This window comes from Halobacterium sp. R2-5 (genome assembly GCF_011734195.1).
Taxonomy (GTDB): Archaea; Halobacteriota; Halobacteria; order Halobacteriales; family Halobacteriaceae; genus Halobacterium.
In genome coordinates this window covers 414631-433392 of the sequence record NZ_JAANTH010000001.1, presented here as the reverse complement: position 1 = coordinate 433392, position 18762 = coordinate 414631, and the positions used below count along the sequence as shown (strand labels likewise).

23 protein-coding genes are annotated in these 18762 nt (G+C 69.8%); 11 read left to right on the top strand and 12 right to left on the bottom strand.

The features are described from left to right. Positions 1 to 25: 25 nt before the first annotated feature. Both G9C83_RS02370 and G9C83_RS02365 read right to left on the bottom strand, forming a co-directional pair. Positions 26 to 1309: a ribonuclease R family protein gene (locus G9C83_RS02370; RefSeq protein WP_167244518.1), complete on the bottom strand. Its 1284-nt coding sequence runs from the start codon at positions 1307 to 1309 to the stop codon at positions 26 to 28. Between the two features lie 45 nt (positions 1310 to 1354). Continuing rightward, a complete protein-coding gene (locus G9C83_RS02365) occupies positions 1355 to 1633 on the bottom strand; it encodes a hypothetical protein (RefSeq protein WP_167244517.1) in 279 nt (92 codons plus the stop codon). A gap of 98 nt (positions 1634 to 1731) precedes the next feature. Here G9C83_RS02365 and G9C83_RS02360 point away from each other — a divergent pair, with 98 nt between their 5' ends. Further along, positions 1732 to 2211 carry an RNA-binding protein gene (locus G9C83_RS02360; RefSeq protein ID WP_167244516.1) on the top strand — a complete coding sequence of 160 codons (480 nt, stop codon included), beginning with the start codon at positions 1732 to 1734 and terminating at the stop codon, positions 2209 to 2211. 1 nt (position 2212) lies between these two features. Here the strand turns inward: G9C83_RS02360 and G9C83_RS02355 are convergent, their stop codons facing one another. Continuing rightward, the gene (locus G9C83_RS02355; protein ID WP_167244515.1) at positions 2213 to 2902 is read right to left on the bottom strand and encodes a DUF1028 domain-containing protein; all 690 of its coding nucleotides are present in this window, start codon (positions 2900 to 2902) and stop codon (positions 2213 to 2215) included. A gap of 245 nt (positions 2903 to 3147) precedes the next feature. Between G9C83_RS02355 and G9C83_RS02350 the strand changes: the two genes are divergently transcribed. Genes G9C83_RS02350 through sepF form a run of 4 tightly spaced genes read left to right on the top strand, consistent with a single transcriptional unit; the run spans position 3148 to position 5378 of the window. Next, complete coding sequence (locus tag G9C83_RS02350; protein ID WP_243837952.1) at positions 3148 to 4311, top strand: YeeE/YedE family protein; 1164 nt, start codon at positions 3148 to 3150, stop codon at positions 4309 to 4311. Between the two features lie 34 nt (positions 4312 to 4345). Next, complete coding sequence (locus tag G9C83_RS02345; RefSeq protein ID WP_167244513.1) at positions 4346 to 4639, top strand: sulfurtransferase TusA family protein; 294 nt, start codon at positions 4346 to 4348, stop codon at positions 4637 to 4639. Next, a complete protein-coding gene (locus G9C83_RS02340) occupies positions 4636 to 4971 on the top strand; it encodes a rhodanese-like domain-containing protein (RefSeq protein ID WP_167244512.1) in 336 nt (111 codons plus the stop codon). Before G9C83_RS02345 ends, G9C83_RS02340 begins: the two co-directional genes overlap by 4 nt. 50 nt (positions 4972 to 5021) lie before the next feature. Then, positions 5022 to 5378, top strand: a complete 357-nt coding sequence (sepF, locus tag G9C83_RS02335; RefSeq protein WP_167244511.1) for a cell division protein SepF — start codon at positions 5022 to 5024, stop codon at positions 5376 to 5378. A 34-nt stretch (positions 5379 to 5412) separates the two neighbouring features. On the opposite strand, the gene G9C83_RS02330 is transcribed toward sepF, so the two are convergent. Continuing rightward, the gene (locus G9C83_RS02330; protein WP_167244510.1) at positions 5413 to 5808 is read right to left on the bottom strand and encodes a DUF5611 family protein; all 396 of its coding nucleotides are present in this window, start codon (positions 5806 to 5808) and stop codon (positions 5413 to 5415) included. A 37-nt stretch (positions 5809 to 5845) separates the two neighbouring features. Beyond that, positions 5846 to 6760 carry a hypothetical protein gene (locus G9C83_RS02325; protein WP_167244509.1) on the bottom strand — a complete coding sequence of 305 codons (915 nt, stop codon included), beginning with the start codon at positions 6758 to 6760 and terminating at the stop codon, positions 5846 to 5848. 81 nt (positions 6761 to 6841) lie between these two features. On the opposite strand from G9C83_RS02325, the gene G9C83_RS02320 reads away from it, so the two are divergent. Further along, positions 6842 to 7135 (top strand): DUF6432 family protein, encoded by a 294-nt coding sequence (locus G9C83_RS02320; protein WP_167244508.1) that lies wholly within the window; start codon positions 6842 to 6844, stop codon positions 7133 to 7135. A gap of 40 nt (positions 7136 to 7175) precedes the next feature. Next, positions 7176 to 8270: an aminomethyltransferase family protein gene (locus tag G9C83_RS02315; protein WP_167244507.1), complete on the top strand. Its 1095-nt coding sequence runs from the start codon at positions 7176 to 7178 to the stop codon at positions 8268 to 8270. On the opposite strand, the gene G9C83_RS02310 is transcribed toward G9C83_RS02315, so the two are convergent. The 4 genes from G9C83_RS02310 to uvrA all read right to left on the bottom strand — a co-directional run bounded on the left by G9C83_RS02310 (position 8259) and on the right by uvrA (position 14114). Continuing rightward, complete coding sequence (locus tag G9C83_RS02310; protein ID WP_167244506.1) at positions 8259 to 9338, bottom strand: geranylgeranyl reductase family protein; 1080 nt, start codon at positions 9336 to 9338, stop codon at positions 8259 to 8261. The two genes, G9C83_RS02315 and G9C83_RS02310, sit on opposite strands and share 12 nt — an antisense overlap. A 39-nt stretch (positions 9339 to 9377) precedes the next feature. Further along, a complete protein-coding gene (locus G9C83_RS02305; protein ID WP_167244505.1) occupies positions 9378 to 10040 on the bottom strand; it encodes a lactate utilization protein in 663 nt (220 codons plus the stop codon). A gap of 93 nt (positions 10041 to 10133) precedes the next feature. Next, complete coding sequence (locus tag G9C83_RS02300; RefSeq protein WP_167244504.1) at positions 10134 to 10826, bottom strand: HNH endonuclease; 693 nt, start codon at positions 10824 to 10826, stop codon at positions 10134 to 10136. Positions 10827 to 11141: 315 nt separating this feature from the next. Then, complete coding sequence (gene uvrA / locus G9C83_RS02295) at positions 11142 to 14114, bottom strand: excinuclease ABC subunit UvrA (protein ID WP_167244503.1); 2973 nt, start codon at positions 14112 to 14114, stop codon at positions 11142 to 11144. A gap of 96 nt (positions 14115 to 14210) precedes the next feature. Between uvrA and G9C83_RS02290 the strand changes: the two genes are divergently transcribed. Further along, positions 14211 to 14783, top strand: a complete 573-nt coding sequence (locus tag G9C83_RS02290) for a hypothetical protein (RefSeq protein WP_167244502.1) — start codon at positions 14211 to 14213, stop codon at positions 14781 to 14783. Here the strand turns inward: G9C83_RS02290 and G9C83_RS02285 are convergent, their stop codons facing one another. Beyond that, entirely contained in the window at positions 14784 to 15728 is a 945-nt protein-coding gene (locus G9C83_RS02285; RefSeq protein ID WP_167244501.1) for an alpha/beta hydrolase fold domain-containing protein, read from the bottom strand. Positions 15729 to 15777: 49 nt separating this feature from the next. Continuing rightward, a complete protein-coding gene (locus G9C83_RS02280) occupies positions 15778 to 16248 on the bottom strand; it encodes a YbaK/EbsC family protein (protein ID WP_167244500.1) in 471 nt (156 codons plus the stop codon). Between the two features lie 96 nt (positions 16249 to 16344). Here G9C83_RS02280 and G9C83_RS02275 point away from each other — a divergent pair, with 96 nt between their 5' ends. Further along, on the top strand, positions 16345 to 16530 hold the full coding sequence (locus G9C83_RS02275; RefSeq protein ID WP_167244499.1) for a hypothetical protein: 186 nt from the start codon (positions 16345 to 16347) through the stop codon (positions 16528 to 16530). A 347-nt stretch (positions 16531 to 16877) separates the two neighbouring features. Here G9C83_RS02275 and G9C83_RS02270 read toward each other — a convergent pair whose 3' ends face one another. Further along, complete coding sequence (locus G9C83_RS02270) at positions 16878 to 17618, bottom strand: SDR family NAD(P)-dependent oxidoreductase (RefSeq protein WP_167244498.1); 741 nt, start codon at positions 17616 to 17618, stop codon at positions 16878 to 16880. Between the two features lie 60 nt (positions 17619 to 17678). Here G9C83_RS02270 and G9C83_RS02265 point away from each other — a divergent pair, with 60 nt between their 5' ends. Together G9C83_RS02265 and G9C83_RS02260 are read left to right on the top strand one after the other, a co-directional pair. Next, complete coding sequence (locus tag G9C83_RS02265) at positions 17679 to 18131, top strand: universal stress protein (protein ID WP_167244497.1); 453 nt, start codon at positions 17679 to 17681, stop codon at positions 18129 to 18131. A 2-nt stretch (positions 18132 to 18133) separates the two neighbouring features. After that, a complete protein-coding gene (locus G9C83_RS02260; protein WP_167244496.1) occupies positions 18134 to 18748 on the top strand; it encodes an AIM24 family protein in 615 nt (204 codons plus the stop codon). Positions 18749 to 18762: the final 14 nt, after the last annotated feature.

The following is an 18762-nucleotide window of genomic DNA, read 5'->3' as shown; positions in this document are numbered from 1 at the left end:
GAGATTGACGTGCAGTCGAACCGGACTACTCGTCCGGTTCGACGATCTCGATGCCGCGGTTGTTGACCGCGTCGGGGTCGAGGCCGATCTCTTCGAGGAAGTCGCGGTACTCGCGCTCGGCGGACTCGCCGGCCTTCTGCTGGTCGCTGGCGTGGTCGCAGAGCTCCACGAGGTTCTCGGGGACGTCGTTCTGGTAGACGATCCAGTGGTTGACGAGGTCGCTCATCCGGCGGATGGGGCTGGTGAAGTGGCCGTAGATCTCGAAGTTGAGCGCGTGGTGGCCGCCGAACGGGTCGTTCATGTAGCGGGCGCGCGGCATCACCTTCATCACCGCCCACTGGATCTTCCCGAGCTGGCGCTCCGGGGCCTGCTCTAAGGTGGCGTTGACCGCCTTCCGGGGATCGTCCCAGGAGTCGCCGGGAATGGAGACGCCGTCGAGCTCCTGAATCTCGCGGAGCGCGTCGTCCCACTCGTCGGGCGACGGCTGCGGGTGGACGCGGTACATCGCCTCGACGCCGCGGTTCCACATGAGCTCGTGGGTGACCGCCTTGTTCGCCTTCAGCATGCACTCCTCGATGATGGTGTGCGCGCGGTCCCGCCGCGGGTTCAGCACGAGGCTGCCCTCCTCCTTGCGCTGCTCGTGCATCTGGTCGGCGAGCTCGAAGACGAGCGAAATCTCGTCGTGCAGCGGCGCGTCCTCGTCCTCGAGGCGCGCCTCGGTCTCCTTGTACGTGAGGCGCTCGTCGCTGTGGATGACGGACTTGTAGATCTCGATGTTGCGGTAGGAGAGGTCGTCCTTGTCGAGGTGCATCTCGACGGTGTGCGCGAGGCGGTCCTCCTCGGGGACCAGCGAGCAGACCGTCTCCGCGAGCACGGGCGGGAGCATGTGGATCGTGTACCCGGGGAGGTAGATGGTGTTCCCGCGGTCCATCGCGGCGTCCCACATCTCCGAGCCGGGGTGGACGTAGTGGGTGACGTCCGCGATGTGCACCCAGACGACGTACTCCTCGTCGCGCTCGAGGACGCTGATGGCGTCGTCGAAGTCCTGGGCGTCGACGGGGTCGGTCGTCCACGTCGGCAGCGGCCGCATGTCCGCGCGCTCGTCCAGTTCGTCCTGAATCTCCTGTTCGACGTCCTGGACGCGCTCTTCCGCCTCCTCGACGACCTCGGGCGCGAACTCGTCGTGGAGCTCGAACTTCTCCAGGAGGTCGTCGCGCTTGTTCTCGATCTGGCGGGCGAGCTCCGGGGAGATTTCGACCGGGCCCTGGTCCTCGATGGACCCCTGCGCCGCCTCCGCGTCGTTTGACATACCACCGTGTAGCCGGCGTCCGCAGTTAGTCGTGTCGACGCAGCGCTACTCGCGCTCGTGGCGCTCTTCGTGGCCGCCGTCGAGGAATCGCTCGACGAACTCGGCGTCGTCGACGCGGCCCGCGCCCGCGGCTTCGAGGCTGGCTTCGAGGCCGCGGCGGGGCTGCTTCGCGAGGTCCCGGAAGCACGGCTTGCAGAGGTACTCGAAGCGCTTGCCGTCGCGGTCCCAGCGGTCGCCGTGCTTGTCGTACTCGCGGGCGTCCTCGCGCGGCACGGACGCCCCGCAGGCGATACAGGAGACTGTGTCGTCCCCGGACCCCCACATGTGTCGGTGTTGGGTCGCCGCGCACTTAGCGATTTCCCGGCGAGCGCAACGCGGACGGAGCGGCGGTTTTAAGCGTGGAGCCGCCCGAAGCTGAGGGTATGGAAGTGTCCTCTCGTCACCACTTGCGGAGCGACGCCGTGCGGGAGATCGCCGACGCGCTCCGCGAGGGGCTCAGCGTCGAACTGGACGCCGACTCCTTCGAGCTCGTGGAGATCGCGGACGAGGAGTTCGACGTCGTGCTCGTCGACGGCGACCCGCTCGTCTGGTACCCCGAGGGCGAGCCGTTCGTCACCGTCCAGGGCGCCAACGAGTTCGACCCCGCGACGGGCGTCGTCACCGTGGACGCGGGCGCCATCTCGTTCGTCAGCGACGGCGCGGACATCATGCGTCCGGGCATCACGGAGGCCGAGGACGGCATCGAGGCCGGCGACCTCGTCGTCGTCGAGGAGGAGACCCACGGGAAGGCGCTGGCGGTCGGCCGCGCGCTCACGAGCGGCGACGACATGGTCGGGGACTCCGGGAAGGTCGTCGAGAACCTCCACCACGTCGGCGACGAGCTCTACGAGTTCACCGTCTGAGTTACGCTTCTTCTTCTCCGTCGTCGCTCTCGTAGCGTTCGAGCGCGTCCTCGTACCCCTGCTTGGCGAGCCGGTAGGTCTCCCGCAGGTCGACGATGGGGTCCTCGGTGGCGTCCACGCGCAGGTCGGCGTAGTACGGCTGGTCGTCGACGCCCGTGTCGACGACGCTGACGGCGGCGCTCTGGACGGTGAGCTCCTCGCGCTTGTCGCCGCCCGCGGCCTGCCCCGCGCCGAGCGCGTCCACGAGGCGCTTCGCGAGCGGTTCGTCGCCGAACGCGAGGGCCTCGTACTTCTCGGCGGTGCGCTCGACGACCGCCTCCCCCGCGAGCAGGTTCCCCGCGACGGTGTAGTTCTCGCCGCTCGTGTGCCCGAACCAACCGTTGCACTCGTCGCCGGAGAACGCGAACTCCCCCTTCCGGGAGACGCCGTGGAGCTGTCGCGTGGGGCTGCCGTCGTCGGCGTTCAGCAGGCCCTGTAGGGCGTCCTCGACGGCGAGGCCGTCGGCGAGGTACTCGACGCCCTTCGAGCCGAGGCGCTCGTTCGTGACGCTCTGTGTGGCGACGGCGCCGTGCTCGTTGACGTGGGGACACGGCACGCCCACGCCGGGCAGCCGCGTGGTGACGGCGATGCCGAAGCGGTACTGCTGGTCGCCGTCCTCGTACGGTTCGCGGACGCAGATGCTGAAGGTCACGTCCGCGAGGAGTGGCCGTGCCGAGGTAAGTCCCACCCTCCGGAACTCCCGCGGTCGCACCGACGACGCAGGTCTTGCCGATATCCGAGTCGCCGCGACAGCCGGAATGATCCGGGAATCGCCGACTGAGTCGCGTTTCAGTGGTTCTCTTCGGTGTTTCCTCGCGTCCAGTGCTCGGGCAGTCCTCCCCTCTTCGGAGCGGGTTAACTGAGGCGAACGCGTGTACGTGAGACACCGTGAACAGTCTGCTCGTGGCAGCGGTCGTCGGAATCGGCCTCGGCGTCTTCCTCCAGAAGGGCCGGTTCTGCTTCGTGAACGCCTTCCGGGACTTCTTCGCGTACAAGGACTCCCGGGTGACGAAGGGAGTGCTCGCGGCGACACTCCTCACGATGGTGTTCTGGGGCATCGCGTACCAACTGGGCTACTACCAGGGGTTCTGGACGCCCGCGTGGGGGCTCACCGGCCTCGTCGGCGGGTTCGTGTTCGGCATCGGCATGACGTACGCCGGCGGCTGCGCGAGCGGCACGCTGTACCGCGCCGGCGAGGGCTACCTCCAGTTCTGGCTGACGCTCGCGTTCATGGGCGTCGGCTACGCGGCGTTCACCGTCGCGTTCCCGACGCTGCAGAGCACGTACTTCGGGCCGCTGCAGTTCGGCGAGGGCGTCAGCCTGTTCGCCGTCTCGCCGATTCCCGCGGGGCTGCTCGCGCTGCTCGTCGCCGCCGGCGTCACCGTCGTGTACGCCACGCTCGTCGGCCGCAGCGCGGCGAAGAAGGGCGACCCCGAGGAGCGCGCGACCGTCGCGTCCGTCCAGCCGTCGGTGCTGCTCGCGCCGGTCGTCGGCGCCCGCCAGTTCGCCCGCGGCACTAGTCAGTACTTCCGCGGTCTCGCCGACGCGTGGCGCACGCCGCTCGCGTCCAGCAAGCGGCCGTGGGACCCGCGGACCGCCGCGCTCGGCATCACCGCCGTCGCCGTCCTCTGGTTCACGCAGGTGTCCATCGTCGGCGTCACCGGGCCGGAAGCCCGCTGGACGGGCTACCTGCTCTCGCAGGTCGGCGTCGACGCCGGGAGCTTCGAGTACTGGGGGGCCGTCCTCTTCCGCGGCGCCGGCGTCGGCGTCACCACCGACATGGTGATGATCGGGTTCGTCATCGTCGGCGCCGGGCTCGCGGCCGCGTGGAGCGGTGACTTCTCGGTCCGCGTGCCGAAGCGCCGCCGCCTCCCGAACGCGGTCGTCGGCGGCTTCCTGATGGGCGCGGGCTCCCGGCTCGCCCCCGGCTGCAACATCGGGAACATCTACTCCGGCATCGCCGAGCTCTCGGTGCACTCCTTCGTCGCGGCCGTCGGCATCGTGCTCGGCGTCTACGTGATGACTCATTGGATCTACCGAGACGTCGGCTGCGCCATCTGAACCGCCCGCCAACCACACCACCACTACAACACCAATGCCATCCATCGACGACGTCACCGACGCACCAGCGGAACTGTCCGACGAGAGAGCCGAGTCCCTGCTCGAGGAAGCCGACGAAGTGCAGGACATGATGGGCGAGGTCTGCCCGTACCCGCAGGTCGAGGCGAAGAAGGGCCTCCAGTCGCTGTCCGCGGGCGACCTCCTCGTCCAGGAGACCGACCACGTCCCGTGCACGGAGAACGTCCCGCGGGCCGTCGGCGACGACGCCGACGCCCGCGTCTGGCGCAGCGGCGACGGCGTCTACCGCATCTACCTCGAGAAGCAATGAGCCGGGACGTCGACACCGTCGCCCCCGAGGCGGTCCGCGAGCGCCTCGAGTCCGGCGACGACGACTTCGACCTCGTGGACATCCGCGAGGGCGACGCCTACGAGGACGGCCACCTGCCGGGCGCCGAACACCTCCCCGTCGAGGAACTGGAGGACGTGGTCGCCGAGCGCGACTGGGACGACGAGGTCGTCGTCTACTGTTACGTCGGCGAGACGTCCGTGCAGGCGGCGCGGCTCGTCGAGGAGTACGGGAACGCCGACGCGGTCGCGAGCATGGACGGCGGCTACGAGGCGTGGGCCGAAGAGGTCGAGCCGTTCGCGACCGCCGACTAGCTGCGCGTCTGACGCAAGAACTATGCACGCGGCGACCCCCTCTCACGCCCATGGGCTTCATGGACAAGATTCTCGGCGGAGCCGGGGGTTCCACCGAGGATTACGTCGAACTGGACATCGACGACTTCGACACCGAGGGTAGCGAGGCGAGCGTCACCGTCTACATCGCCGAAATCGACGGCCAGGAGGACGTCATCGCCATCAAGGACGCCGTCTACGACGGCGACATGGTCATCGCGGACATCACGCGGCTCCGCACGGAGGACCGCACGGTCGAGCACGTCGTCGACGAGCTCCGACAGGTCGCCCAGGAGGTCGGCGGCGACATCGTCCAGAAGGGCGACGACCAGCTCATCGTCGTGCCGAACGGCATCGCCATCAGCCGCTCGAAACTCAACCGCCACTAGTCGGTCGTCGCTTCCCGGAAGAAACGCGGTCGTTTTACGCGACGTCGTCGGGCGCGTCCGGGTCGTCCTCGACGGCGCGCTTCATCGAGTCGCGGCGGGACTTCGCGTCCCGGCCGGTCGCTTCGAGGAGGAAGTCGTTTTTCGCGTCGACGGCGTCGGCCGCGGCCTCGGCGTCGCCGTCCGCGATGACTTCCTCGGCGGGGCGCTCCTCGAAGTCGACCGCGAGCTTGTCCTTCTTCCCGGAGTACTCGACGGCACCGGCCGTGATGCGCTCGAAGACCGGGTTGTCGGGGTCGGCGACGACGTAGAGGTCGCTGCCCTTGTACTCCTCGGTGCCAGAGACCTCTCCGAAGTAGTCCTCGATCTCCGCCTCGAGGTCCGGCATCCGCTCCTCGAGGTACTCGCCGCGTCGCATCTTGTACTCCTTCATGGACGCGAGAAAGACAGCGAGGGGTTTAACGGCTTCGTCACCGGTCTTCGGCCAGGTAGCCGCGCCGGCACTCCGGGCAGATGTCGCCCGCCCGCAGGCTGGAGCCCGCGGCGTACTGCTCGAAGCCGCACTCGGGGCAGTACAGCGCGAAGTCGAGTTCGTCGGTCGACTCGTCGTTGTCGAGCGGGCCGGCGCTCGTGAAGCCGGTGTCGGCCTCCACGGCCTCGTCGCCCTCGCCGGCGAACTCGAACGTCGAGTCCGCTTCCTCGGCGGCCGCGAACTCCGCGTCGGCGTCCGCGGTCGCGTCGAAGCCCTCGTCCTCGCCGTCCGCCTCCGGCCACTCGCCGCGGGCGCGGTCGGCGTCCGCCGTCTCCGCGGACGCGGACTGCTGGCCCGCCGGCCCGGACTGCGTCGGTTCCGGTTCGGGCTCGGGTTCGGAGCCGGCGTCGACGACTTCCGCGTCGTCCTCGACGGGCTCCGGCTCCGGCTCGGCCTCCGGCTCCTCGGGCTCGTCCCACTGGTCGCTGCCCGGTTCGTCGGCGGCGTCGTCCTCGAGGATGACCGCGTCGTCGGCGTCGGGCTCGCCGCCCAGCGAGTCGTCGGTGTCCATCCCGGTCTCGGCCTGCTCGATGGCGTCCGTCGCCGACGTGAACGCGCCGCCCGACGAGTCAGTCGTGGAGGCGTCCGCGTTGGCGGCCGTCGCGGGCTCGCTTCCCGAGTCGACCGTGGTCGTCGCGTCGGTGGCGTCCGAGGACCCGTCGGCGTCCTCGTGGTGTTCCGGCTGGAGCGACCGGACTTCCGTGTTCTCCGTAGTGACCTTCTCGGAGCCGCAGCGCGCGCACTCCTTGAGCTCGCGCTCGGTCACGACCACTTCCTCACCGCGCTCCTCGCGGTCCCGCTCGACGAACGCCTCGCCGTAGTCGTGTCCGAGCAGGGAGCACCTGAGACCCATTAGGGAGGCAGTATCCGAGCCAGCGGCAAAAGGCTACCGCTCGGGGATACTGCTAAGGCGCCGGCTGCCGTCCGCCGACGTATGCACGTCAAACCCGAGTACCGCGACCGCGGGGAGACGGAGGTAGCGGTGCTCGACGCCCTCGTCGACCGGCCGAGCGAGGGGATGACGCTGTTCGAGCTGCGTTCGCACGTCGACGCCGACATCGACGCCCTGGAGGACGCGCTCGGGTCCCTGAAAGCCGACGACCTCATCGACGCCGAGGAGAACGACGGCCGCACCGTCTTCAGGGCCGACGACCGCGTGTTCCCGGACGAGGACGAGCCCGAGGAGCCGTCGATCCTCGACGAGATCCGCCGGCGAATCGGGCTGTAAACCCAGTGGGTTTACCCGCACGAGCACCGACTCTCAGCCAATGACAGTCGTCAGGGAACGCCACGAGGACCACGGCGCGTCGTTCCGCGAGGTCGCGGGGCGCGCGCTCCCGGAGGAGTACGGCCGCCCCGAGCGCACGCACCGCGCGGTGCGCAACGTCGTCGGCATCACCGAGCACGCCTTCGACGTGGTCGTCGTCGAGGGCGAAGACCGTCACGAGTTCGTCGACGACACCGTCACGAACCGCGTCCCCACGGAGGACGGCGAAGGCGTCTACGCGCTCCTGCTGGACCCGCAGGGCCGGATTCGCGCGGACTGCTACGTGTTCGCGACCGGCGACAGCCTGCTCGTGTTCTTCCCGGCGGGCGAGGGCGAAGCAGTCGCCGAGGAGTGGAGCGAGCGGACGTTCGTCCAGGACGTCGACGTCGAGCACGCGACCGACCGTTTCGGCGTGTTCGGCGCGCACGGGCCGAAGGCCACGGAGAAGATCGCGAGCGTGCTCGGCGGCGCCAGCCCGCCCGAAGAGCCGCTGCGCTTCGTTCGCGGGTCGATGGAGGAGGGCGTGACGGTCATCCGCGACGACGACCTCGCGGGCGAGGAGGGCTACATCGTCGTCTGCGCGGCCGCCGACGCCGGCCCCGTCTTCGAGACGCTCGTCGTGCGCGGGCTGAACGCCACGCCGTTCGGTCGGCGGACGTGGGAGACGCTCACGCTGGAGGCGGGGACGCCGCTGTTCGCCACCGAACTGGAGGGGCGGATCCCGAACGTCCTCGGCCTCGGCAACGCCGTCGACTACGAGAAGGGCTGTTTCGTCGGGCAGGAGGTCGTCTCGAAGGTGCAGAACAGGGGACAGCCGAGCAGCCGACTGGTCGGGCTCGTCTCGGAGGAACTCCCCGAGGCGGGCGCGGCAGTCACTCGGGACGGCGACGACGTCGGCGAGATTACGCGCGCGGCCGTCAGCCCGCTGCGCGAGGGGCCAGTCGCGTTCGCGGAAGTCGACTACGGCGTCAGCGACGGCAGCCTGACTGTCGAGACGGAGGACGGCGACGTGTCTGCGGAGGTCTCGGACCTGCCGTTCGTGGACTGCACCGGCCAGTCGGCGCGCATCCCGGCCTACGACGGTTCAGCGGAGTAACGCCCGGAGCTGTTCCGCCGAGAAGAGGCTCGTCGGCTGGTCCATGTGGACGCCGATTTCGCCCTCGAACAGCCGCATTCCCGCGCGCTGCACCGGCTGGGGCGCGGAGTACCCGCGGCGGACGAGGTGGCCCAGTTGGATGTCGCGGCCGAGTTCGTCCCGCCACGCGTCCTCGTAGCTGGTGAGCGTGGGCGGCCGGTCGGGGTCGATTTCGCGCGCGGCGCAGTCCGCGGCCGTCATCCCGTAGAGGATGCCGCCGCCCGTGAACGGCTTCGTCTGGCCGGCCGCGTCCCCGAGCAGGAACCCGCGCGTGCTCGTGACGGTGTCCGGCGGTCCGATGGGGATGACGCCCGAGCAGCGGTGCTCGATTTCGACGCCGTAGTCCTCGACGAGCGCGTCGAACAGCGCCGGTACGTCCTCGCCGGGCGCGGCCGCGAGCCCGTACTCGACGCCGCCCTCGCCGCGGGGGATGCGCCACGCGAAGAACTCCGGGACGGTGAGGTGGACGTCCACGAAGCGCTCGTGGTCGGGTTCGGGGTCGAACGCGAGCGCGCCGTGCAGGAACTCGTCCGGGTCGGGGAGGCCGAGGGCGTCCCGGACGCGCGATCGCGGGCCGTCGCTGCCCGCGACCATCTTCGCGGTCACGTCGAACGTCTCCTCGGGCCCGCGCACAGTGAGCTCGACGCGGTCGTTGAACTCGGAGACCGCCGTCACGGTGTGCCGTTCGCGGACGTCCGCGCCGGCGTCCCGCGCCGCGTCCGCGAGCACCTTGTCCAGTTGCACGCGGTCGACCGCGTTCGAAATCGGCTCGTCCTTGTAGAACGGGTGGGCTTCGGAGTCCGCGCCGCCGAGGTGGAAGCGCGCGCCGTGGATGGCGTTCTGGAACAGTTCCTCGCGGGCGTCCTCCGGGACGTACTCCCAGACGTCGAGGCTGACGTGCCCCGAGCACGCCAGCGGCTTCCCGAGTTCACCCTGCTCGAAGGCGACCACGTCGTAGCCGCGTTCGGCCGCGCGGCGCGCGAACCGCGCACCCGCGGGTCCGACGCCGACGACCGCGAAGTCGTACATCGACGCTACGTACGACGGCCGGAAGAAAGAGCCTTCCCCTCAGTAGCCGAGCGTCTCCTCGACGAGCACGACGGTCGTGCGACCCTCGGTGCCCTCCTGGCGGTAGACGAGCTCCTTGGAGGGGTAGCTCTCGACGCCGTAGGCCTCCTGTGCGCGCTCGTTCTCGAACGCGTAGGCGTACTCGTGGAGGCGCTCGCGGGCGGCCTCGACGTCCTCGACGACCTTGTTCACGCCCGCGACGAGCAGGAGGTTCTTGGCGGCGAACGGGTACGCGCCGACGCGGCTCCCGGAGAGGTCCGCGGCGACGAGCGCGCCGTCCTCGCGAGCGATGCCGTTCACGCTGCCGAGGAAGTAGTCCGCCGCCTGGGCGTCACGGCGAGCGGCGTCGCGCTCCTCGTCGTCGTCGATGCTCCAGACCTCGGCCGCGAGGTTCTCCCAGTCGTGGTCGTCCCCGTGCAGGAACTCGTCGAACCCGACCTCTTCGAGGGTCGTGGAGTGGCCGTTCATCACGGACGCGCCCGCCGGAATCTCGTCGACGAGCGCATCGAGGGCGGCCTCGGCGTCCTCGACGACCTCCACCTCGAAGCCGCTCGCTTCGAGGTTCTCGACGGCTTCCGCGAGCTCGTCGTCGCTCGGGTGGCTGTCCCAGTCGTCGTCCACTTCCACGTCGTCTACGTAGTCCGCTTTCGTCTGGTCGCTCACACGGGAGTACAGTCGCTACCGGGAAAAGAGCCTGCGCCCACCGGCGAGTCGCGCCCGAACGAGTTACCCGCGTGTCACTGGGTTCGCGGAGAGTCACCACCACTCCAGCGACCGGTTCCGTCGTTCGAGGTACGCCGGGTCGAGCAGGTCGGGGCCGACGTCGACGCGTTCGCCGTCCCGAGCGAGGAGCGTTCGCTCCAGGTGGTCGCTGTCCGTCTCGAACGCCGGCGAGACGTGCAGGCGGAAGTCGGCGTCGAGCGTGTACAGTTCCGCGTCGAAGGCCGCGTGGTGGGTCGTGTCGAGCGCGACGACGTTGCCCGGGTCCGTGCGCAGCGACTCGTGGTCGCTCCACGACAGCACGTGTGCGACGTCGAGCAGTCGCGGGTGGTCGACGCCGGAGATCGGACACTCGGTGTCGTACCGCGAGAGGACGGCCTCGCGGAACGCCGTCGGCAGCGAGCGCGACCCCACTGCTGTCTCGTACTCGCTGGCCTCGTACTCCCAGCCGTCCCCGCCCGTCTCCTCGTTCTCGAGCGGCGCTGCCGTCTCACCCAGTTCGCGAATCCGGTAGGTGCCGTCGCCGTCCACGAACGCGATCTCGCCGCGCTCGGCGAGCTGCTGGAGAATCTGCCGGAGCTTCGCTTCCCGGTTGTGGTTGTCGGGGAACTCCTCGCGGAGCACCGGCCCCAGCTGGTCGTACAGCTCCTGTAACTCGACGACCCGCCACCCGGTGTCGTCGCGGTACCGGGCGAGCTCCCGTCGGACGACGCGGCGCCATCGTGACATGGAGCTCGCTTCGGATCGCCCGATCTAAAGTGTTCGGCGACAGCCCGCCGGCGGCGTGGCGCGAGCATCCGCGGCCCGAGGGCCGCGGTTCACCGAGCGCGAGCGGTGCGAGGCGCTACGCGCCTCGAAGACGAACGGCGAGCAGAGCGAGCCGTGAGCGAAGTGAGCGCTCGGGCGCCGAACCCCACCGGAGTTCCCGCGAGCGAAGCGAGCGGGAGCACGGCAGAGCCGTGCTCTGCCGGAGGTGGGAGTGACGGCGCTTTTCCGCAAGTTTTTGCCGAGTGGGGCGCCCCACGCAGCGCAAAAAGTGCCTGCTCAGTCGTCGTCTGCGGTGGGAGCGGCCTGTTCGTCGGCCGCGGGCTTCTCGCGGTCGCTGCGCGGCCCCTCCAGGTCGACGCGCGGGAGCTTGTCGCGGAGGTAGCGGCCGGTGTGGCTGTCGTCGTCGTGCGCGACCTCCTCGGGAGTGCCGCTGGCGACGAGGTCGCCGCCGTGCTCGCCGCCCTCGGGGCCGAGGTCGACGACGTGGTCGGCGTTCTTCACGAGGTCGAGTTCGTGCTCGATGACGACGACGGTGTTGCCGCGGTCGGTGAGCCGCTGGAGCACCTCGATGAGCTTTCGCTCGTCGGCGCTGTGGAGGCCCGTCGTGGGCTCGTCGAGCAGGTAGAGGGTGTCGCCGGAGTCCTTCTTCCCGAGCTCCTCGGCGAGCTTGACGCGCTGCGCTTCGCCGCCGGAGAGGGTCGTGGACGGCTGGCCGAGCTTCATGTAGTCGAGGCCGACGTCCATCAGGAGCTTGAGGCGGCGGCCGAGGCGGCTGTCCGCCTCGAAGAACTCGTAGGCCTCCTCGACGCTCATGTCGAGGACGTCAGCGATGGTCGCGTCCTTGAACGTGACGTCGAGGGTCTCGTCGTTGTAGCGGTCGCCGCCGCACTCCTCGCAGGGGACGTGGACGTCCGAGAGGAAGTTCATCTCGATCTTCTGCGTGCCCTGCCCGCCGCAGGCCTCGCAGCGCCCGCCCTTGACGTTGAACGAGAAGCGCCCCTTCTCGTAGCCGCGCTGTTTCGCGAGCTTGGTCTCGGCGAACTTCTCGCGGATGTAGTCGAAGACGCCGGTGTACGTCGCGGGGTTCGAGCGGGGTGTGCGGCCGATGGGGGACTGGTCGATGAGCCGCACCGTCTCGATGTTGTCGAGGCCCTCGATGGCGTCGTGGTCGCCGGGGTCGACGCTGGTGTTGTCGTTCATCTCGCGGGCGAGGCCCTTGTAGAGGATGTCGTGCATCAGCGTGGACTTCCCGGAGCCCGAGACGCCCGTGATGGCGGTGAACGCGCCGACCGGGAGGTCGACGTCGAGGTCGCGGAGGTTGTGCTGGCGGGCGCCCTCGATGGTGATGGTGTCCTCCCAGTCGCGGCGCTCCTCGGGGACGGGAATCTGCTCGCGGCCCGCGAGGTAGTCGCCGGTGATGGACTCCTCGGCGGCCATGAGGTCCTCGACGTCGCCGTTCGCGACGACGTCGCCGCCGTGGCGGCCCGGCCCTGGCCCCATGTCCACGACGTTGTCCGCGCGCCGCATCGTCTCCTCGTCGTGCTCGACGACGACGAGCGTGTTCCCGAGGTCCCGGAGCTCTTCGAGCGTGTTCAGGAGGCGGTCGTTGTCGCGCTGGTGGAGGCCGATGGAGGGCTCGTCGAGGACGTACAGCACGCCCACGAGCCCGGAGCCGATCTGGGTGGCGAGGCGGATGCGCTGGCTCTCGCCGCCCGAGAGCGTGGACGCTTCGCGGTCGAGCGTGAGGTACTCGAGGCCGACCTCCGTCATGAAGCCGAGGCGTGCGCGAATCTCCTTGAGAATCTCCTCGGCGATTTTGCGGTCGCGGGCGTCGAAGCGCTCCTCCATCCCCTCGAAGTGTTCGAGCGCGTCCCCGATGCTCATGCGGTTGACTTCGGTGATGGGCGTACCGTCGACGAGCACCGCGCGGGACTCGGGCTTGAGGCGCGTGCCGTCACACGCGGGGCACGTCGTGACGGACATGTACTCCTCGATGTGGTCGCGGGTGCTGTCGGAGTCGGTCTCGACGTAGCGGCGTTCGAGGTTCGGGATGACGCCCTCGAAGGGCTTCTCCTTGCGGCGCACGCCGTTCTTCGTGTTGCGCTTGAAGACGACGTCCTCGTCGGTGCCGTAGAGGAACGCCTGCTGGACGTCCTCGTCGAGGTCCTCGAACGGCGTGTCGAGTCCGATGCCGAAGTGCTCGGCCACCGCGTCCAGCCGCGTCTGGTAGTACGAGCGGTTGTAGCTCCACGCCTCGAAGACGTGCTTGACCGGCTTGCTCTCGTCGACGACGACGAGGTCCTCGCTGACCTCCTTCGTGTTCCCGATGCCCTCACACTCCGGGCACGCGCCGTGCGGGCTGTTGAAGGAGAACGAGCGCGTCTCGATCTCGCTGATGTCGATGCCGCAGTGCGTACAGGCGAGGTCCTCGCTGAACTCCACGACGAGGCGGTCCTCGTCGTCCTCGTCGGCGAGGTCGCCCGTCGAGCGCGCCGTGGCACCGCCGAGTTCGAGGTCGTCGGCGGCGTCGGGAACGACGACCTTCAGGACGCCGTCGGCCTCCTCCAGGGCGGTCTCGACGCTGTCGGTGATTCGGGAGCGGTTGTCCTCGCTGACGACTACGCGGTCGACCACGACGTCGACAGTGTGGTCGTAGTTCTCGTCTAACTCGGGGCGGTCGTACGCGAGGTCGTACGCCTCGCCGTCGACCTCCACGCGGGAGTAGCCCTCGCTGACGAGGTCGTCGAAGCGGTCCTCGAAGGCCCCCTTCTGGTCGCGGACGACCGGCGCCGCGATCTTCGCCTTCGTTCCCTCGGGGAGTTCGAGGATGCGGCGGACCATCTGCTGGGCGGACTGCTCGCCGACCTCGCGGCCGCACTCCGGACAGTGCGGGACGCCGACGCGGGCGTACAGCAAGCGGAGGTAGTCGTGGAGTTCCGTGACCGTCCCCACGGTCGACCGGGGGTTGTTCGCGGCGTTCTTCTGGTCGATGCTGATGGCGGGCGAGAGGCCCTCCACGGACTCGACCTGGGGCTTGTCCATCTGCCCGAGGAAGTTCCGGGCGTACGCCGACAGGCTCTCGATGTACCGGCGCTGGCCCTCGGCGTAGATCGTCTGGAAGGCCAGCGACGACTTCCCCGACCCGGAGAGGCCGGTCACCACGTTCAGTGACTCTCGTGGAATCTTCACGTCGAGGTCGTCGAGGTTGTTCTCCTCGGCCCCGCGGACCTCGATGTAGTCATCGCTCATTAGGCGTTTATTACCGCACGAGCCAGTGAAGGTCTGTCGGTCTCGGCGACCGTACGAACCCTTTTGTCCGCGCGCGACGCACCCGTTAGCAGACAGATGCCCTCCTACGACATCTCCACGGTGGACCTCGACGACGACCGCTACGAGGTCCGGCAGTCCCTGATTCGGAACAAGTACGCCGTCCGCGACAGCGCGGGCGACGTGGTCCTGCGCGGCAAGCAGAAGCTGTTCCGCCTGAAAGAGGAGTTCCCGTTCGTCACGGGCGACGGCGCGGACGCGTTCACCGTGAAGGCCGGTGGCATCACTGACATCGCAGGCAATTACACCATCACGGACGCCGGCACGGGCGAGGAAATCGTCGTGCTCGACGAGGACCTCTCGCTGTTCGTGGAGAACTGGACGGTTCGCGACCCCGAGACGGGCGAGGCGCTGGCGACGATTCGCTCGAAGAGCAGGCTGCTCTCGGTGCTCCGGCACGTCGTCGGCATCGCGAACCTGATTCCGAACCGCTACGAGATACTCGACGCGGACGGGGACCACGTCGGGGACGTGCGCGGGAAGTTCTCGCTGCGGGACGCCTACACCGTCACCATCGACGACGCCAGCGACGTGCCCAGAGAAGCAGTCGTCGCCGCGGCCTGTATCCTCGACGCGCTCGAGAACGAGTAGCTACGCGTCGCCGAACGCCGCCCGGAGGTCGTCAGCGACGTCCGCGACCGCCTCGTGCGCGCGGTCGAGGTCCGGCGCGGACAGCATCGTCGCGAAGCCGTGAATCACGTCCTCGTACTCGACGTGGCGCGTGGGAACGCCGTCGGCGGCGAGCTGGTCGGCGTACCGCCGGCCGCCGTCGCGGAGCGGGTCGAACCCCGCGGTGAGCACGGTCGCGGGCGCGACTCCCGAGAGGTCGCAGGCGTTCGTCGGGTCCGCGTAGGGGTTGCGCTCGTGAATCTCGGAGCCGTAGTAGCACTCACGGAACCACTGGAGGTCGTCCTCGGCGAGCACCTTCCCGGCGTGCTCGCGGACGGACGCCTGGTCTTCCTCGACGCCGACGCCCGGGTACAGCAGGTACTGGTAGTCGACGTCGGGGCCGTCTCGCTCGGCGGCCATCAGCGCCGCGACGGCCGCGAGCGTCCCGCCCGCGGAGTCCCCGACGACCGCGAGGTCGCCCGTGCCGGCGAGCGCGTCCGGGTTGTCGGCCGCCCATTCGAGCGCGGCAGACGCGTCCTCGACGGCGGCCGGGAACGGGTGCTCGGGAGCCAGCCGGTAGTCGACGGACACCACGACGCAGCCGCTCTCGCGGGTGAGGTGCCGGCAGAACAGGTCGTGGGACTCGATACTCCCGAGCACGAACCCGCCCCCGTGGTAGAAGACGACCGTCGGGAACGGACCGTCGCCCTCTGGCCGGTAGAGCCGGACGCGGAGGTCGCCGTCCGGCCCGGGAATCGAGCGGTCGACGACGCGCCCGACCGCCGGCGGGTCGCGGTTCTGCCACCAGCTCGACGCCCGCATCAGCAAGCGTAGCGGCCGCACGCCGACGCGGCGCAGCGACGACAGCGGGAGCTTCTCGCGGCGTTCGAGCGCCGCCGCGGCCTGCGGGTGGAGGTCGTCGTCCATACGTGACAGTCGAGTGATGCCAGCAAAAAAGTCGGGCTGCCGGCAGCGCTCACTCCGCGACGTCGACGGCGTCCGCGTCAGCGAGGTCGCGGAGGCGCTCGGGCTCGATGGGCCAGACCGCGGTCGGCGTGCCTGCCGCCGCCCACACCTCGTCGTGGTCGAGGAGCGTGTCGTCCAGCAGGACGGGAACGGCCGTCGCGTGGCAGATGGGCGGCACGCCCCCGATGCTCCAGCCGGTCGCCTCCTTCACCTCGTCGGCCTCCGCCATCCGGGCGTCGCTGGCGTCCCGGTAGACCGCGACCTTCTCGAGGTCCACGCGGTTCGCGCCGCTGGTCACCACGACCACCGGCTCGTCGTCCGCGACCACGACGATGCTGGACGCGATCTGCGCGACGTCGCAGCCGACCGCGTCGGCCGCGTCCGCCGCGGTCTTCGTCCCCTCGTCGAACTCGTGGACGTTCACGTCGACGCCGTACTCCTCGCGCGCCCGCTCGACGAACTCCGCGGCTCGCTCGTGCATGTCCCGGCGTGACTGAGTGCGGGAGCAAAGGTGTACCGTTCGACGCAACGCGGCGACACAGGTGGGTTCTTCCGTGCGAGCGCGGTACCCGACGCCATGGCATCGGACTCGGTGCTCGCCCGGCTGCTCCCCGTCGTGGGGACCGCGTACCTCGTCTACCTCGCGCTGCAGCCGCCGCCCGCGCGCTGGGTCGGGCTCGGCTGTCTCGCCGTCGTCGTGCCGTTCCTCGCCGGCTGGGTGCTCGGGAACGTCTTCGGCGTCGGGCCGTGGAGCGGCGACTGAAGGGGCGCTCGAAGCGATCACGGGACGGTCGTTCGCGCATTCCGGGGCGCGTGGCTCCCCACGCTACACGTCTTCCGGCAGCCACCCGCCGCACACGTACCTTTTTGCGCCTCGGGTGTCCTCGCTCCCGCTGGTCGCTTCGGGCACCACTCGGCGCAAAAATCTACGCTAAAAAGACCTGCCTCCGCGGGGCGGAGCCCCGCTCCGGCAGTGAACCGCTCGCTGCGCTCGCGGATGCTACACGTCTTCCGGCAGCCACCCACCGTCCACTTCCACGTCCTACACGCACCTTTTTGCGGCGCTCGCCGTTACGCGGCTCGCGCCGCAAAATCTGCACCAAAAAACCGCTACACGTCTTCCGGCAGCCACCCGCCGTCCACTTCCACGTTCTCCCCGGAGATGTACTCCGATGCTTCGTCGCAGAAGAACCGGACCGCCTGCGCGACGTCGTCGGTCGAGGCCCAGCGGCCGCGCGGGGCGTCCTCGGGGAACTCGTCCGAGGTTTCGACGACGTACGGGGAGACGGCGTTGACCGTGATGCCGTCGTCCTGGGTGTCGGCGGCGAGCATCCGCGTGAACATCAGCACGCCCTGCTTGGCGGCGAAGTACGGGAAGTTCTTCGGGGAGACCAGGCCCTTCTCGGAGGACGCGTACCCGACGTTGACGATGCGGCCCCACTGCTGGTCGCGCATCCCGTCGAGCGCGCGCTTCGAGCAGAGGTACGTCCCGGTGAGGTTCGTGTCGAAGACGCGGTTCCACGTCTCGAAGTCGAGGTCCTCCCAGTGGCCGGGTGCGAAGTCCCCGACGTTGTTCACGAGCACGTCCACAGTGCCGAGTTCGGCCTCGGCGGCGGCGAAGATGTCGTCCACGCCCCCGGGGTCGGTGACGTCGCCCTGCACGGTTGCGGCGTCCGGCGCGCCCGCGTCGACGGCGTCGGCGGCGGTCTCGCGGGCGGCGTCCTCGCTGGAGTGGTAGTGGACGGCGACGCTGGCGCCGCACTCGGCCAGCGACAGGCAGAGCGCGCGACCGAGGCCGCGGCTGCCGCCGGTGACGAGCGCGGTGCGGTCGCCGAGGTCGGGCGAGAGCATACCTCACACTCCCGTCCGGCACGGGATATTCTTATGGGCTTCCCCGGTGACGCGACAGGCATGGCTATCGAGAACGTGCTGTTAGCGGTCGGGCCGACCGACGACGAGCGAATCGAGCCGCTGGCGCGAACGACCACGGACATCGCCGGACCGGCCGGCGCGACGGTGACGCTCGCGCACGTCTTCACGCAGGAGGAGTACGACGACATCCGGGCCGGCATCGGGCTCACGGAGGGCGCAGACGTGACCTCCGACGAGGTGGCGCGCCGGCACGCGACCATCCGCGACCTCCGCGACCGCCTCGCGGACGCGGACATCGACTACGACGTGAAGGGGCGCGTCGGCGAGCACGGCGACAGCATCGTCGACCTCGCGGACGAAGTGGACGCGGACCTCGCGGTCGTCGGCGGCCGGAAGCGCTCGCCGACCGGCAAAGCCGTCTTCGGCAGCACCGCGCAGACGGTGCTGCTGTCGGCGCCGTGCCCGGTGACGTTCGTGCGCAAGGACCACTGAGGATGGACGCGAGCGTCGAGGACGGCGCGGGCGGGCTGCTCGTCGTGGAGCTCGACGCGGGCGAGTCGCTGCTCGCGGCGTCGGGCGCGCTCGTCGACTACGCCGGACAGCTCCGCGTGCAGCGCGCTCGCGAGGGCGTGCTGCGGTCGGTCGCGAACGCCGCGCGGGAGCGACAGCGTACGCCCGTGCGCGTGACTGCGGACGCCGCCACGACCGCGCGATTCGCGCCCGACCACCACGGGGGCGTCGTCGCCGCAGCGGTCCCGGAGGGCGGAATCGCGTCGACGCGGAACGCGTTCCTCGCGGCGACCGGTGACGTGCGCGTGGGCGCCGACCGCGTCGGGGACGCGCCGGCGCGCGGCAGCGGCCTGTTCCTCACGACCGTCGCGGGCGACGGCACCGTCTACCTCGCGGGCCGCGGGCGCGTCGAGCGCGTGGCCGTGCCGGACGGCGAGGAGCGCGTGGTCGCGGCCGCCAACGTCGTCGCGTTCGACGCCGACGCCCACGTCACCGTCGAGCGCGTCGGCGCCGTCGAGGACGCCGCGCCGGCGTGCCGAGTCCGCGGCCCGGCGTCAGTCTGGACGGCGACCCGGCCGCGGTCGAGCGCGACGAACTAACACGGGACCGAGTG

Coding starts and splice junctions, on each gene's coding strand:
- G9C83_RS02370 (WP_167244518.1), bottom strand. CDS start 1,309: ATGTCAAACGACGCGGAGGCGGCGCAGGGGTCCATCGAGGACCAGGGC.
- G9C83_RS02365 (WP_167244517.1), bottom strand. CDS start 1,633: ATGTGGGGGTCCGGGGACGACACAGTCTCCTGTATCGCCTGCGGGGCG.
- G9C83_RS02360 (WP_167244516.1), top strand. CDS start 1,732: ATGGAAGTGTCCTCTCGTCACCACTTGCGGAGCGACGCCGTGCGGGAG.
- G9C83_RS02345 (WP_167244513.1), top strand. CDS start 4,346: ATGCCATCCATCGACGACGTCACCGACGCACCAGCGGAACTGTCCGAC.
- G9C83_RS02340 (WP_167244512.1), top strand. CDS start 4,636: ATGAGCCGGGACGTCGACACCGTCGCCCCCGAGGCGGTCCGCGAGCGC.
- sepF (WP_167244511.1), top strand. CDS start 5,022: ATGGGCTTCATGGACAAGATTCTCGGCGGAGCCGGGGGTTCCACCGAG.
- G9C83_RS02330 (WP_167244510.1), bottom strand. CDS start 5,808: ATGAAGGAGTACAAGATGCGACGCGGCGAGTACCTCGAGGAGCGGATG.
- G9C83_RS02325 (WP_167244509.1), bottom strand. CDS start 6,760: ATGGGTCTCAGGTGCTCCCTGCTCGGACACGACTACGGCGAGGCGTTC.
- G9C83_RS02320 (WP_167244508.1), top strand. CDS start 6,842: ATGCACGTCAAACCCGAGTACCGCGACCGCGGGGAGACGGAGGTAGCG.
- G9C83_RS02315 (WP_167244507.1), top strand. CDS start 7,176: ATGACAGTCGTCAGGGAACGCCACGAGGACCACGGCGCGTCGTTCCGC.
- G9C83_RS02310 (WP_167244506.1), bottom strand. CDS start 9,338: ATGTACGACTTCGCGGTCGTCGGCGTCGGACCCGCGGGTGCGCGGTTC.
- G9C83_RS02300 (WP_167244504.1), bottom strand. CDS start 10,826: ATGTCACGATGGCGCCGCGTCGTCCGACGGGAGCTCGCCCGGTACCGC.
- uvrA (WP_167244503.1), bottom strand. CDS start 14,114: ATGAGCGATGACTACATCGAGGTCCGCGGGGCCGAGGAGAACAACCTC.
- G9C83_RS02290 (WP_167244502.1), top strand. CDS start 14,211: ATGCCCTCCTACGACATCTCCACGGTGGACCTCGACGACGACCGCTAC.
- G9C83_RS02285 (WP_167244501.1), bottom strand. CDS start 15,728: ATGGACGACGACCTCCACCCGCAGGCCGCGGCGGCGCTCGAACGCCGC.
- G9C83_RS02280 (WP_167244500.1), bottom strand. CDS start 16,248: ATGCACGAGCGAGCCGCGGAGTTCGTCGAGCGGGCGCGCGAGGAGTAC.
- G9C83_RS02275 (WP_167244499.1), top strand. CDS start 16,345: ATGGCATCGGACTCGGTGCTCGCCCGGCTGCTCCCCGTCGTGGGGACC.
- G9C83_RS02270 (WP_167244498.1), bottom strand. CDS start 17,618: ATGCTCTCGCCCGACCTCGGCGACCGCACCGCGCTCGTCACCGGCGGC.
- G9C83_RS02265 (WP_167244497.1), top strand. CDS start 17,679: ATGGCTATCGAGAACGTGCTGTTAGCGGTCGGGCCGACCGACGACGAG.
- G9C83_RS02260 (WP_167244496.1), top strand. CDS start 18,134: ATGGACGCGAGCGTCGAGGACGGCGCGGGCGGGCTGCTCGTCGTGGAG.